Below are 14,296 nucleotides of genomic sequence, written 5' to 3'. Positions count from 1 at the left end.
GGCTTAGATCATTTCCTCGCCACCTTTGCCACCGAGAACGATCTCGCCGGCTTCGGCCATACGACGGGCAATGGTGAGGATTTCTTTCTGCGCGGTTTCGACGTCGCTGACGCGCACCGGGCCTTTGGCCTCGAGGTCGTCGCGCAACAGTTCGGCGGCACGCTTGGACATGTTCTTGAAGATCTTTTCTTTGACGCCTTCGTCCGACCCCTTGAGGGCCAGCACCAGCACGTCGGAAGACACTTCGCGCAGCAACGCCTGAATACCACGGTCGTCGACATCGGCGAGGTTGTTGAACACGAACATGAGGTCTTCGATCTGACCGGACAGGTCTTCGTCGACTTCGCGGATCGAGTCCATGAGCTGGCCTTCGATCGAGCTGTCGAGGAAGTTCATGATGTCCGCCGCACGCTTGATGCCACCCAGGGTGGTGCGCGAGGCATTCGAGTTGCCGGAGAACTGCTTCTCGAGAATCTGGTTAAGCTCTTTCAGTGCTGCTGGCTGCACGGTGTTCAACGACGAAACGCGCAGGATGATGTCCAGACGCACCTTGTGGTCGAAGTTGCCGAGCACTTCACCGGCCTGATCCGGGTCGAGGTACGCGACAACGATCGCCTGAATCTGCGGGTGTTCGTAACGGATCACGTCGGCAACGGCGCGCGGCTCCATCCATTTCAGGCTGTCGAGGCCACTGGTGTTGCCACCGAGCAGGATGCGGTCGATCAGGCCGTTGGCCTTGTCTTCACCCAGGGCCTGGGTGAGCATTTTGCGCACGTAGTCGTCGGAACCGACGCCGAGGCTGGTCTGGTCGCCGACGATGTCGACGAACTCGCTCATGACCTGCTCGACCTGTTCGCGATGGACATTGCCCATCTGCGCCATGGCCACGCCGACGCGCTGAACCTCTTTCGGGCCCATGTGGCGCAACACTTGTGCGGCATCGGTCGAACCCAGGGACAGCAGCAGAATCGCGGCTTTGTCGACCTTGTTCAGTTTGACGGTTGCGGCTCGGTTATCACTCATCTGCGTTAATCCACTCTTTCACGACCTGAGCCACGCGACCCGGATCCTCGGCCACCAGACTCTTGATTGCATTCAGTTGCGCGTCATAACCCTCACTTGGGCTCGGCAACAGAATGCTCTGCGGACCACCGAGGCTCACGCGGTCGTTGGAAAGTTCGCCGTCCAGGCCGCCCATCCCGCCGAGTTCCACGTCGCTGCCCAGACCGGCCAGCTCCTTGCCTTTGCCGCCGCCGGTGATGTTGTTGAGCACCGGACGCAGCACACCAAACACCAGCACCAGGATGAACAACACACCCAGCACTTGTTTGACGATGTCCCAGAACCATGGCTGGGAGTAGAACGGAATATCGGCAATCACTTCGCCGCGCTCGGCGGAGAACGGCATGTTGATCACGCTGACGCTGTCGCCACGGCTGGCGTCGAAACCGACGGCGTCCTGGACCAGACGGGTGAAGCGCGCCAATTCGTCGGCGCTCCACGGCGCGCGGGTGGTTTCACCGTTGGCCGCGTTGATCTTGACCTGATCGTCGACCACCACCGACACCGACAGGCGATTCAGGCGACCCTGCTGCTGTTTGGTGTGGCTGATGGAACGGTCGAGTTCGAAGTTCTTGGTCGATTGCTGACGCTTGTCGGCCGGGTACGGCGCGAGCATCGGCTGGCCGGTGGCCGGGTCCATGATCTGCTGACCGTTGGCATCAACCAATGGCTGACCTGGCTGCACCATGGCGGCTGGCGCTGCGGCACCACCAGTGGTTTGCGGCGCAGAGGCTGGCGACGGTGGCTGGTTGCTCAGGGCACCCGGTACACCTTGCGGGCCATTGCTGGCGGTGCGTTGTTCGTTGACCGACTGCTCGCTGCGCAACGCCGGTTGATCCGGGTTGAACTGCTCGGCAGTCGACTCGACGGCATTGAAGTCGATATCGGCCGAAACTTCCGCCTTGTAGCGATCGTTGCCCAGTACCGGTTGCAGAATGTTGTGCACGCGCTGGGTGAGCATGCTTTCCATGCGACGGCTGTAATCGAACTGCTTGCCGGCCATGGTCATTTCGGAATTCTCCGCCTGATCAGAGAGCAAAGTGCCCTTCTGGTCGACGACGGTGATCTGCGATTTGCTCAGCTCGGGAACGGAAGTCGCCACCAGATTGATGATCGCAATGACCTGGCCTGGCTCCAGCGAACGACCGGAGTACAGCTCAACCAATACCGAAGCACTTGGCTTGCGCTCATCACGCACGAACACCGAGCTCTTTGGAATCGCCAGGTGCACACGAGCACCCTTGACGTTGTTCAGGCTGGAGATGGTCCGCGCCAGTTCACCTTCGAGGCCGCGACGATAACGCGTCGCTTCCATGAACTGGCTGGTGCCCAGACCTTGTTCCTTGTCGAGGATTTCGAAACCGATGTTGCCGTCGCTGGGAGTGACACCAGCAGCGGCGAGTTTCATCCGCGCACGGGACAGGTCGTCGGCCTTGACCAGCAAGGCACCGGAGTTCGGTTCGACGTTGTAAGGAATGTCGGCGGCGGCCAGGGTGTCCATGACCTGCTTGGCGTCCATGCCGGCAAGGCTGCCGTACAACGGACGGTAATCCGGCTGCTGCGACCACAGCACCACGGCAAAGCCAATCGCCACGCTCGCAGCCAGGCCGACCAACAGGCCCACCTGACGCAGCATGGTCATCTCGGAGAGGTTTTCCAGGAAGGACAGGCCGAACAGCGGCGGTTTGCCGTCTATCGGGGTGGCCTTGGCCGGAACGTTATCGGCGACTGCTTCTGCCATGACTCAATCTCGTCCTTAAACCGGCATCTGCATGATGTCTTGATAAGCCTGAACCAGCTTGTTGCGCACCTGGGTCAGAGCCTGGAACGACACGCTGGCTTTTTGCGAAGCGATCATCACGTCCGTCAGATCGACGCCGCTCTTGCCCACTTCAAATGCGTTGGCCAACTGAGTCGACGCGGTCTGGGTATCGCTGACCTTATTGATCGCCTGACCGAGCATGTCGGAAAAGCTGCTGCCCGCCAGTTCAGGGACAGCGGTCGTCGATTTCGGTGCAGACATGGCATCCAGCTTCATGGCCTTCATGTCTGTCATCAACCGATTAAATTCAATACCTTGGCTCATGGTCTACTCTCTTGGGCGGCCCGCAATTTTTTGACACTCACTCGGCGGGTACACAGGTATTAGCAACAAGGGTGCCAGCTCATGGACACCCCTTTCAGAAAAGCCTTTTCAATTTCTTGCGGCACGTCTCAGGTGGCGAACAGATAACCTTCGACGTCCATCCCGGCATCACGCATTTGCGCCAGTTTGTAGCGCAGGGTGCGCGGGCTGATGCCGAGTTTTTCCGCAGCCTCCTTGCGCCGGCCACGCTCGGTGCGCAGGGTGTCGATGATCATCTGAAACTCCCGGCGGCGCAGGTCATCGCCCAGTGCACCGGCAGAATCCGCTTCGATCTCTACCTCGCGAATCACTGAATTCACCTGCGCTGCGACGGGCAGCGCGGTGTACGTCACAGGACCGGCCAGACAGAAATCCTGCGGCTGAATCAGGCCACCCTGCTGCAGGATCAACGCGCGCTGAATGGCGTTATCCAGTTCACGCACATTGCCCGGCCATGGGTAAGCCGTCAGACACGCTTGCGCCTCAGACGAGAGTTTTGCCGCAGCATGCTTCATTTTATTGACGTGCTTGGCCAACAACCTTTCGGCCAGCGGCAAGATATCGGCAGTGCGCTCGCGAAGTGGACGCCAGGCGAGGGGGAAAACCGACAAACGGTAATAAAGGTCTTCACGGAAACGCCCCGCTGCCACTTCGCCCGCCAGATCGCGGTTGGTGGTGGCGACCACGCGAATATCCAGAGCGATCGGCTTGCGCGCGCCCACCCGCTCGACCTCACGCTCCTGCAGCACGCGCAGCAGTTTGGCTTGCAGGCCGAGGGGCATTTCGGAGATTTCGTCGAGCAGTAATGTGCCGCCGTCCGCCTGTTCGAATTTGCCGGCTTGCGCCGCGATGGCACCGGTGAACGAACCCTTCTCGTGACCGAACAGCGTCGCCTCGAGCATGTTGTCCGGGATCGCCGCGCAGTTGATCGCAATGAACGGCTGGCTGGCGCGATGGGATTGCTGGTGAATGTAACGCGCCAGCACTTCTTTACCGGTACCGGACTCGCCGGAAATCAACACAGTGGAATCGCTGCGCGCCACTCGTGCGGCCAATTCGAGAAGCTGCGCACTGGCCGGCTCAACGGCAATCGGGCCTTCACTTTCGCTCGTGCCAATAATAGTGCCCAGTGCATGCCGCGCCACCAGATCAAGCAAAGCCCTGGGCTCAAACGGCTTGACCAGATAGTCCGCCGCACCTTGGCGCATCGCATCGACTGCGCGCTCGACGGCACCATGAGCAGTCATCAGCAACACCGGCAATTGTGGCTGGCGAGCACGCAACAGCGCGAGCAGCTGATGACCATCCATACCGGGCATATTGACGTCACTGACCACCAGACTGAACGCTTCGCGCGTGACAGCCGTCAACGCGTCTTCAGCGCACCCGACCGCTTGGTAATCGTGGCCGGCCAGCAACAACGTATCAGCCAGCGCCTCGCGCAACGAGCGGTCATCCTCGACCAGCAAAACCTTGATGCCCATGACGTTCACTCAGCTCCCTGTACTGCGGAAAACAGCGGCAGGATGACCTGCGCGCACGTGCCACGCCCGACTCGCGAACGCAGCAGCAATTCTCCCTGATGTGCCCGCGCCACCGCTTTGACCACGGTCAGGCCGAGGCCAGTGCCAGTGACCTTGGTGGTAAAAAACGGTTCGCCGAGCCGCGCCAGAACAGCCGGTTCGATGCCGCTGCCACTGTCGCTGATGCACAGGCGCAGACTGTTGTCGCGGGTGTAGCAATGCACTTTCAAGCGAACGTCGCCGGCACTGGCCTGAATCGCGTTTTCAATCAGGTTCAACAGCGCCCCGACCAGCGTGTCGCGATTGCACAGCAGTTCGCCGACATGACTGTCGCACTGCCAGCGGATTGGCAGTTCCTGCACATGGGTCAGCGCGGCGGCTTGCAGCGCTTGCATCAGCGCATTCGGCGTAAGGCGATCGGTAAGGGGCAATTCCCCGCGAGCGAACACCAGCATGTCACGCACCTGATGCTCCAGCTCGTGCAGGCGCTCTTTCAGGCGCCCGGCGAAACGCTGCTGGGTGGCGACCGGCAACTCCTGCTCAGTCAAATGACTGGCGTAAAGCAAAGCGGCGGACAACGGTGTGCGGATCTGATGCGCCAGCGAGGCGACCATACGGCCGAGCGAAGACAAACGCTCGTGGCGCGCCAGTTGATCTTGCAGATGACGGGTTTCTGTCAGGTCGTTGAGCAGCACCAATTGCCCCGGCTCGGCGTCCAGCGAGCGGGTGGCAATCGACAGGCGTCGACCATTTTTCAGGGAGATTTCATGACCGTCGTCTTCACGCGGGGCGAAGCAGCGGGCAATGACGTGGCGCCACAATTCGCCCTCAAGCGGCAGACCGAGCAATTCGCTGGCGGCCGGGTTGGCCTCGTGCACCATGCCGTGACCGTCGATGACGATGACACCACCTGGCAACAGATCAAGAAGGTTTTGCAGACGATTGGCCAAGCGCTCTTTTTCCGCCAGCTCCTGCATGCGCTGGGCGCTGACCACTGCCAGCTCACCCTTGAGCTCGGTTACCCGCGCTTCAAGCATGCTGTAGGAGTCTGTCAGTTGGCTGGACATCTGGCTGAACAGCTCGAAAGCCTGCTCAAGACCCTGTCGGCTTGCCTGTTCTACGGAGGACGGTTGCCCCTCGGGACTGGAGGCAGAAGACATCTGGGCGGCTTGGGGCATTGTGCTTCTCGCTTGGCTGACCGTCAGTTAAACGGAACGTTGCGAGGGCTGTAGCAATACCCGTGCCTAAAAAAAACCGCTTACAAATGAAGCAGTTGAAAAACAGGCGTCAATCATCCGCCTGTTCATCACCATCGCGTCGGCTCATGCCGTACTTGCGCATCTTCTCGACCAGCGTGGTACGACGAATGCGCAAGCGCTCAGCGGCACGCGCCACAATGCCATTGGCATCGTCCAGCGCCTGCTGGATCAGGCCCTGCTCCAGACCACCGAGGTAGTCTTTCAGGTCCAGGCCTTCCGGCGGCAGCATGGCGTTGGCGGTGAAGTCCGGCGTATGGCCGTTGATCGCCACGCGCTCTTCGAGATCGCTGCGCAGGCTGTCGACCATTTGCTCGTCTTCGTCGTCGACGTAGCGGAATTTCTTCGGCAGTTCGACAACGCCGATCACCCCGTACGGATGCATGATCGCCATGCGCTCGACCAGGTTGGCCAGCTCACGGACGTTGCCCGGCCAGCCGTGACGGCACAGCGACATGATCGCTGCCGAGTTGAAACGGATCGAGCCACGCTTTTCGTGTTCCATGCGCGAGATCAGTTCGTTCATCAGCAGCGGGATGTCTTCGACACGCTCACGCAGCGGCGCCATCTCGATCGGGAACACGTTCAGGCGATAGTAGAGGTCTTCGCGGAAGGTGCCGATCTCGATCATGCTTTCGAGATTCTTGTGGGTCGCGGCAATGATACGCACGTCGACGCTCTGGGTCTTGTTGCTGCCCACGCGTTCGAAGGTGCGTTCCTGCAGGACGCGCAGCAGCTTGACCTGCATCGGCAGCGGCATGTCGCCGATTTCGTCGAGGAACAGCGTACCGCCGTTGGCCAGTTCGAAACGCCCGGCACGACTGGTGATCGCGCCAGTGAAGGCGCCCTTCTCATGGCCGAACAATTCGCTTTCGAGCAGCTCGGCCGGGATCGCCCCGCAGTTGACCGGCACGAATGGCGCATCGCGACGCTTGGAATGGTAATGCAGGTTACGCGCAACCACTTCCTTGCCGGTGCCGGACTCGCCGAGGATCAGCACGCTGGCGTCGGTGTCGGCGACCTGCTGCATCATCTGGCGCACGTGCTGGATCGCACGGCTGGTGCCGACGAGGCTGCGGAACAGATTGGGTTCGCGATGACGACCGCGCTCGCGGGCCTGGTCATACATCTCGCGATAGACCTGGGCACGGTGCAGCGAATCGAGCAATTTGCTGTAGCTGGGCGGCATTTCGAGGGTCGAAAGCACTCGGCGACGCTGGTCTTCGGGCAGGTCAACGGAAGAATTATCGCCCATCAACAAAACCGGAAGGAACTCATCCCAGGTTGAGAGTGTCTTTAGCAAGCCCAAAAGCGCGCCAGGAGCATTAACGGTCCCGATCAGTACGCAAATGACTTCACGACTAGACGACAAAGAGCCGACTGCCTGCTGCCAGTCATGGCTGCCGCAGGGTAAATTTTCTTCGCCAAGAAAATTTAGAATCACCGCCAGGTCGCGGCGGCGGACGCTATCGTCATCGATCAGCAGAATTTTGGTTTCACGCCACATGCAATAGCAACTTCCCTAGTCAACTCAATGCCCGAAAAATGGGGCAAGCGAGACGCTTGCAGGACACCATGTGCCTGTAGACGCCTGAAATCTGAAAACAGCCACTAGTTAAGTCAAAAAACCGTGCACAGTCAAATTTATGGCGCACATGTCTGGATTAACTGGGGGTTAATTAACCAAACAGATGGTAAACCTTTGCCGCCTTTTGCGCTTGGGTGATCTGCGACATCTCGTTGGCTATCGCTTGCCGCTCACCCATGGCCACCTCAAGAAGCTCCTTGTAGACATGGAGCAACTCCTCAAGGTTGTCGCGCAATGCGACTTCATCCAGCGCAGCCTCAGCCATGACGTCTTCCATGCAGGAACGGCAAGCCAGATCCAGCTCGCCAATGGCTTCCCAGTTGCGCTCGGCCAAGGCAGTGACCAATGCTTCGCGGGTATCGGCGATTCGCTGCAATACAAGACTCATGACGATCTCCTTAAAACTGGGGGCCTGGTGGAGCGATGCCGTCCCAACCTTCCTTCACAGTGCGCAGCAGACCGGCAACCTCGTCGAGGATCTTCGGATCACTCTTGAGGTTGGCCTCGGCAAGCCGTTTCATCATGTAGATGTAGAGCTGGTTGAGCTCAGCCACCGACTCGGCGCTGTTTTCCAGATCCAGACCCTCACACAGGCCGCCAATGATGCCAACGGCCTTGCTGATGGCCGTGCACTTGGCAGCAATGTCCTTGCGCTCAATGGCGCCCTTGGCCTCAGCGATACGCCCCAGACCACCTTCCATCAACATTTGCACCAGACGGTGCGGGCTCGCTTCGGATGTCTGTGCGTGCGCGCCGACTTTCTGGTACTGCCGAAGGGCTAACATCGGATTCATGTTCTACCTCATTGCCACAATGACTCGTCTATCCAGTGTATCGCCAACGAATCAGAGAACTTTAGATCAAAAGACAAAAACCCGGCACACGCCGATAAAGCGTAGCCGGGTTTTTGTCGTGCCTGTCTGTTACTTCGCGGACTGCTGAGCGTTCAGCGAGGTGAAGAACGAGGTAATGCTGCTCGCCGTCGCCTTCATCTGCCCTACCAGCAAGTCCATGGCGTTGTACTTGGCAGTCAACGTCTTGGTCAGGTTGGCGACACGCAGATCCAGCGCCAGTTGCTGGTCGGTCAGGCTTTTGGTGTTTTTGGTGAGAATGGCCATGCGCTGATCGAGCAGACCGGTACCGCTGACGTTACCCGCCGCCGGCTTGAGGTACGGGTCGACCGCCTTGCTCATGCGTGCCAACAGACCATTGGTGTCGTCGGTGCCGGTGAACAACTGCTGAACCTGGCCAGTCATGCCTGGCTGATCCATGGTTTTGTTGAATGCGGCGGTATCGAACGTCAGGTTACCGGTGTTGCGGTCGGTCATCACACCCAACTGCGACAGCACCGCCAACGGACCGCCAGCCCCCGTGTTGGTCAACTCGGCACGCACATCAGCAATCAGCGAGCGCGGCATCGCATCACCGGTGAATGCCGCTTGCACGGTCAGCTTGCCATCGGCATCCGGCGTCGCCTTGGACAGCGTATCGATGGTGGTCTTCAAGGTGTTGTAAGCATCGACGAACGACTGAATCGATGTCTGCAGACCTTTGGTGTTGGCGTCCACGGTGACAGCTGTAGGCTTGCTCGGCGGTGTGCCCTCGCTGACCGTCGTCAGATTCAGGGTCAAACCACTGATTGCGCCGCTCACCGTGTTGCTTTTGCTGGTGACCTCGAGGCCGTCGATGGTCAGCTTGGCGTTTTTCGCAACGCCGTTGACGGCGCCTGAAGCGCCTGCAGCCGGGCTAGCGCCCATCGCCTGGGTACCATCGATTTCCAGACCGGCAATACCACTGACGGTAAGGTCAGAACCTTCTCCGGTCTTGCTCGAACTGATCACCAGGCGCGAAGCACCGGTGCTGTCGGTCACGATGTTGGCAGAAATGCCGTTGGCACCCTGAGCCTTGTTGATGGCGTCGCGGGTAGTCTGCAACGTGGCATTGGCCGGAATGTCGACATTGTAATCAGTGCCATTCTGACTGATTTTCAGGGTACCACTCGGAATGGCACTGGCGGCACCGCCGGCGAAAGAGGCGCTGGCGATTTTCGAGCCAGTGGCCAATTGACTGACGACAACATTGTAATTGCCCGCAACAGCGGTGCTGTCGGAAGTAGCGGTCAGGTTGGTGTTGCTGGAAGTCGCGGTAAAGCCGGCAAATGCAGGATTGGTCTTGCTGCTCAGATTGGTCATTGCCGTCTGGAACGCGGTCAACGCGCTCTTCAGCGAACCGATACCGGAAATCTTCAGCGTGTTGGCTTTGGTGGCGGTATCGATCTGCGTCTGCTTTGGCGCCTTGTCGGCGTTGACCAGCGCGGTGACGATCGCACCGATGTCCAGGCCGGAACCCAGTCCGGAACCCGGTAGAATTGGACTTGCCATGTGCATCTCCCTTCAGATTGTTGCCATTCTTTTGACCGTTACACGCGTCCTGAGAATGGACAAACATTATTCATGCCAGCTATCAGACTTTGGCGTCGAACAATACGTGACTCGCATTGGCCAGACTGTCTGCCAGCTTGAGGGCTTCTGCGGAGGGAATCTGTCGAACGACCTCACCCGTCTCGCTTGCGATCACCTTGACGATGACCTTCCCGGAATGCTCGTCGATCGAGAACTCCAGATTGCGCTTGATCGATTGAACGAACTTCTCGATCTCCTGCACCGCCAGTTTCAACTTGGCGTCGTCCGTAACCTGACTCTTGGCAGCGACCGGCGCTTCAGTCTTGGCAACTTTCGGCGTTTCTGACGGTTTGTCAGCAACCGGCGTGACTGGCTTGGGAGCCGGATAAGACTGGTTAAGCTTGACGCTCATGTCCATGCTCATCACCTCCTAACGTAAAAGGGCGAGAGAGCACGACCAGCGCACTCCCCCGCCCAAACTCGATCCGAAATTACTGAAGCAGCTTCAGTACAGCGGAAGGCAGTTGGTTGGCTTGAGCCAGAACGGAGGTCGAAGCCTGCTGCAGAGTTTGCTGCTTGGTCAGGTTAGCAGTTTCTGCGGCGAAGTCGGTGTCTTGTACACGACCCTGTGCAGCAGTGGTGTTCTCAACGATGTTCTGCAGGTTGGCGATGGTGCTGGTCAGACGGTTTTGCGAAGCACCCAGGCTGGCACGGGTATCACCGATCGCAGCGATAGCAGCGTCGATTGCAGTGATAGCGTTGTCGATGTTGCTACCAGCGGTAGCAGCGTCAGTACCGGTCAGAGCCAGGGTACCTTTGTCCACGGACAGGCTGACGGCGTCGAACTTGGAGCTCAGTACCAGGTCGATGTGGTTAGCAGTACCGGTGTTTGCGCCAACTTGCAGAGTCACAGTACCAGCCGAACCGTCCAGCAGGTTTTTGCCGTTCAGGTTGGTGGAAGCTGCGATACGGGTGATTTCGTCCGACATGTCGGCGAATTCTTTGTTGGTCGCTTTCTGGTCAGCAGTGCCGTTGGTGCCGGTACGTGCTTTAACAGCCAGTTCACGCATACGCTGCAGGATGTCGGTAGTAGCTTGCAGAGCGCCTTCAGCAGTCTGAGCAACGGAGATACCGTCGTTGGCGTTCTGGATAGCCTGGTTGCCACCGCGGATTTGCGATTGCATACGAGTGGAGATCTGCAGGCCAGCGGCGTCGTCTTTAGCGCTGTTGATTTTCAGGCCGGAAGACAGGCGCTGCATCGAAGTCGACAGAGCGTCGGAAGCGCGGTTCAGGTTTTTCTGAACGTTCAACGATGTGGTGTTGGTGTTTACTGTTAAAGCCATGACGAATTCCTCGTTGGTTGGGTACTGCGGCTTCCGGCCCTGGCAACCGCCGGGTATGGCCTAGAGAACCTTCGTAATAGTTATCGTCGGGTTTGCAGGTTGCTTGAGGGCTTTTTGAAAAAAATTTGCCATCACCCTGCCACCCCCAAGAAAACAACGACTTAGCAGCACACCTACCGCGAAAAAATGACGCCATAAAACCGACTGCTGCGCAAACCTGCAGGCCAGCGCTGTCGGCGTGTTCAGGCCGGGACGCTGTGCAGCAATTCGACCAGTTCGTATTCCATATAGTCAGCCAGTCCCAGCCAGTCCTGGCGTTCCTGGCAATCGAGCATTTGCGTGAGCACCTGAGCCCACAGCTGCTGAGCATCAACGGGTGCGGACAGCAGTAATTGCTGCGCTCCCTCGAAGACATCGACCATGATCAAGGCAGCCTCGACATCACGCCCCAGCCGAAACAGACCTGCACATTGACGGCATTCACCGATGCACGTTTCCATCGCCGTCATTGCACAAACTCCTGATTGAATTGCGTTCCGGCGATCAGCGCGCCCGCCCTGCTGCTGTTGAAAAACTGCACGTGCGGGTGCGCAGCGATAAAGCGCTCAAGCACGCATAAATAGCCACGGAAGTTCAGTTGCGTGCTGACCCGCTGACCATTGCCGTCGCGCACCCAGTGCCGCGCCTGACTCACCCCCGGCCCGAGTTCGCCGTCACCCCAACCCGCATGGGTCTTGTTCATCGGGAAAGCGAAGTCAGCACCAAACAAGGTGATGCGGTTCGTGCCCAGTTTGACCGCCAGATCCACCGCCGGGTGAATCACGCTGCCCCCCACATGCAACTCCCCGCGCGGATACTCTTCACGCAATTGCGCATACACCGGACTGGCCGAGTAGCCACCGTAGCGCTTGCCCTTCCAGGCGCGAAGGACTTCGGGGTCGCTCATGGGCAAATACACCAGCGGGATATCGTCGGATGCTTCGAACGGCAGATGCCGAAAGCTGATGCGTTGATCAATGGTGACCACCAGATCCGGAACGATCCCCTGCTCAAGCAACGGCCGGTAAGCCGTGTCGACGCAGATGAACAGTGGCCGAACTGCTTGTCGGCGCACCGCCGCCAGACGCTCAAAATGACCTTCCAGTGTCGGCCCGGTACCGATCACATAGATTTCCCGGTCGGTGCACTTACCAAACAGTTGCGCCACATCGTCATCGCCGAGCAGCACCGGCAAACAGTCCTGCAAACGCTGTTGAATGAACGGCGACTGCGCATCGAATTCACGATTGTTGAAACTCAGATGAACTTCGTTGACCAGCCGATCGCGGATCTTCGCGCTGAAGTCATCGGCCAGCAACATTTCGGCAGGCAGCGCAAAAAACGGCGAGCAAATGTCCGAGAGGTCACCGGCGTAGAACAACTCGACGCGCGGATCTTCCAGCCACTGGCGCTGATCAAGCAGTTGCAGCACTAGCGCGAACAACGCGCCGTTGAGGATGTGCACGTACAACCGTTGCAGTCCTTCGCGCTCGAGCAGCACAGCAGGCAAATCCCCGAGAGCGGTGCCATAGACATGCAACTGCGGCTTGTCGGGCAGGCTCGCCGCCTGAGTCTGCGCTTCATGGAGACGATCGTGACGACTGGTGAGCTGGATGCCGTTGACGCTCAGCGTAGAACCAAGCCCCTGCACCAATTCAGCGGGAACGACCGTACTGTCTTCAGCCATCAGTCGCTCGAACAGCGCCGGCCAGCGCCGTTGCAACACCTCGGCATTGGCTTGAAAAAACTCGCTCATGGCGCCTCGCGCTCCCGTTCAGGCAAAAAAATAGCGCTCAAGGTTAACCTTGAACGCTATTTTTGTATCCGCCGTTTTTGCTCAGACTCAAGGACGATAAATAATCGCCGAGCCCCACGACAGACCGACACCAAAACCGCTCAGGGCAATCCGCTGCCAATCGGAATCGATGACGTGTTTTTCCAGCAGCAACGGAATGCTCGACGACACGGTATTGCCGGTCTCGACCATGTCCTTGATGAATTTTTCCGGCTCGCCTTCGAAACGTCGCGCCACCGCATCGACAATTGCTGCACTGCCCTGGTGAATGCAGAAGGCATCGATGTCATCAGCCTTGAGGCCGGAATCATCCAGCAGCTCGTGCAGATGCGCCGGGACTTTGAGCAGGGCAAAGTTGAACACCTGACGACCGTTCATGAAGAACACGCCATCGGTGACTTTCAGGTGCGGTGCACCCGAACCGTCGGTGCCGAACTTGGCTTTGCCCAGTGCCCAGGTCGGCTCTTCGCCCATCCACGTTGCGGTGGCGGCATCGCCGAACAGCATGGTGGTGTTGCGGTCTTCCGGATCGACGATTTTCGAATACGGGTCAGCGGTGATCAGCAGGCCGTTCTTCAGGCCGGCGGCTTCCATGAAGCCCTTGATCGCGTAGATGCCGTAGACGTAACCGGAGCAGCCCAGGGAAATGTCGAACGCCGCAACATTGGTCGGCAGACCGAGTTTGTCCTGCACGATGGCGGCGGTGTGTGGCAGGCCTTCTTCGTCACCGTTCTGGGTGACGACGATCAAGGCGTCGATCGACTCACGCTTCAGTTGAGGATTGCTGGCAAACAGCGCATTGGCCGCTTCCACGCACAGATCGGAGGTTTCCTGTTCAGCGTCTTTGCGTGGCAGAAACGCCGAACCGATCTTGCCAAGGATGAATTCTTCATCCTTCTCGAATTTTGCACCTTGTGCGTAATTGTCCACGCCGGCTACAGGAACGTAGCTCGCAATGCTTTTTATGCCAATCATTACGGCTTCCCAATAAAAAACAGCCCAAGACCACCGCTCGCAAGGATTTCGAGGGGCGCCGACAAACAGAAAACGGCCGCCACAACGGGCAGCCACGGGGAGCGCAAAGGGCTATCACTGGAATCGAAAACGAGCCAGGCGCCATCTCCCCGATCAATACAATACAGTGAAGATGCGCGTTATGACTC

14 protein-coding genes are annotated in these 14,296 nt (G+C 58.7%); all 14 read right to left on the bottom strand.

Going from position 1 to position 14,296, the window contains the following annotated elements:
- Window positions 1–3: 3 nt before the first annotated feature.
- The 14 genes from fliG to L8H52_RS25895 all read right to left on the bottom strand — a co-directional run bounded on the left by fliG (window position 4) and on the right by L8H52_RS25895 (window position 14,108).
- Complete coding sequence (gene fliG, locus L8H52_RS25960) at window positions 4–1,023, bottom strand: flagellar motor switch protein FliG (RefSeq protein WP_007920042.1); 1,020 nt, start codon at window positions 1,021–1,023, stop codon at window positions 4–6.
- The gene (fliF, locus tag L8H52_RS25955; RefSeq protein ID WP_242209449.1) at window positions 1,016–2,803 is read right to left on the bottom strand and encodes a flagellar basal-body MS-ring/collar protein FliF; all 1,788 of its coding nucleotides are present in this window, start codon (window positions 2,801–2,803) and stop codon (window positions 1,016–1,018) included. Before fliF ends, fliG begins: the two co-directional genes overlap by 8 nt.
- Before the next feature lie 15 nt (window positions 2,804–2,818).
- Window positions 2,819–3,148 (bottom strand): flagellar hook-basal body complex protein FliE, encoded by a 330-nt coding sequence (fliE, locus tag L8H52_RS25950; protein ID WP_064119537.1) that lies wholly within the window; start codon window positions 3,146–3,148, stop codon window positions 2,819–2,821.
- Window positions 3,149–3,276: 128 nt separating this feature from the next.
- The gene (locus L8H52_RS25945) at window positions 3,277–4,671 is read right to left on the bottom strand and encodes a sigma-54 dependent transcriptional regulator (protein WP_242209448.1); all 1,395 of its coding nucleotides are present in this window, start codon (window positions 4,669–4,671) and stop codon (window positions 3,277–3,279) included.
- Between the two features lie 5 nt (window positions 4,672–4,676).
- On the bottom strand, window positions 4,677–5,870 hold the full coding sequence (locus L8H52_RS25940) for an ATP-binding protein (protein ID WP_242209484.1): 1,194 nt from the start codon (window positions 5,868–5,870) through the stop codon (window positions 4,677–4,679).
- Window positions 5,871–5,997: 127 nt separating this feature from the next.
- Window positions 5,998–7,473: a sigma-54 dependent transcriptional regulator gene (locus tag L8H52_RS25935; protein WP_016984300.1), complete on the bottom strand. Its 1,476-nt coding sequence runs from the start codon at window positions 7,471–7,473 to the stop codon at window positions 5,998–6,000.
- Window positions 7,474–7,645: 172 nt separating this feature from the next.
- Window positions 7,646–7,942 carry a hypothetical protein gene (locus L8H52_RS25930; RefSeq protein WP_016984299.1) on the bottom strand — a complete coding sequence of 99 codons (297 nt, stop codon included), beginning with the start codon at window positions 7,940–7,942 and terminating at the stop codon, window positions 7,646–7,648.
- 10 nt (window positions 7,943–7,952) lie between these two features.
- The gene (gene fliS, locus L8H52_RS25925; RefSeq protein ID WP_123376255.1) at window positions 7,953–8,348 is read right to left on the bottom strand and encodes a flagellar export chaperone FliS; all 396 of its coding nucleotides are present in this window, start codon (window positions 8,346–8,348) and stop codon (window positions 7,953–7,955) included.
- A gap of 129 nt (window positions 8,349–8,477) precedes the next feature.
- Complete coding sequence (gene fliD / locus L8H52_RS25920; protein WP_242209442.1) at window positions 8,478–9,935, bottom strand: flagellar filament capping protein FliD; 1,458 nt, start codon at window positions 9,933–9,935, stop codon at window positions 8,478–8,480.
- An 82-nt stretch (window positions 9,936–10,017) separates the two neighbouring features.
- Window positions 10,018–10,374, bottom strand: a complete 357-nt coding sequence (locus tag L8H52_RS25915) for a flagellar protein FlaG (protein WP_064390852.1) — start codon at window positions 10,372–10,374, stop codon at window positions 10,018–10,020.
- A gap of 73 nt (window positions 10,375–10,447) precedes the next feature.
- Complete coding sequence (locus tag L8H52_RS25910) at window positions 10,448–11,299, bottom strand: flagellin domain-containing protein (protein ID WP_242209440.1); 852 nt, start codon at window positions 11,297–11,299, stop codon at window positions 10,448–10,450.
- Between the two features lie 242 nt (window positions 11,300–11,541).
- Window positions 11,542–11,808 (bottom strand): hypothetical protein, encoded by a 267-nt coding sequence (locus tag L8H52_RS25905; protein WP_242209438.1) that lies wholly within the window; start codon window positions 11,806–11,808, stop codon window positions 11,542–11,544.
- A complete protein-coding gene (locus L8H52_RS25900; RefSeq protein ID WP_242209429.1) occupies window positions 11,805–13,094 on the bottom strand; it encodes a 6-hydroxymethylpterin diphosphokinase MptE-like protein in 1,290 nt (429 codons plus the stop codon). The genes L8H52_RS25905 and L8H52_RS25900 overlap by 4 nt, the downstream gene beginning before the upstream one ends.
- Before the next feature lie 87 nt (window positions 13,095–13,181).
- Complete coding sequence (locus L8H52_RS25895) at window positions 13,182–14,108, bottom strand: ketoacyl-ACP synthase III (protein WP_242209428.1); 927 nt, start codon at window positions 14,106–14,108, stop codon at window positions 13,182–13,184.
- Window positions 14,109–14,296: the final 188 nt, after the last annotated feature.

Source organism: Pseudomonas sp. CROZ-RG-20F-R04-15 (assembly GCF_022662375.1).
Classification (GTDB): Bacteria; Pseudomonadota; Gammaproteobacteria; order Pseudomonadales; family Pseudomonadaceae; genus Aquipseudomonas.
Note: the sequence above shows the minus strand (reverse complement) of the source record. Positions and strands in the feature narration are given on the sequence as shown.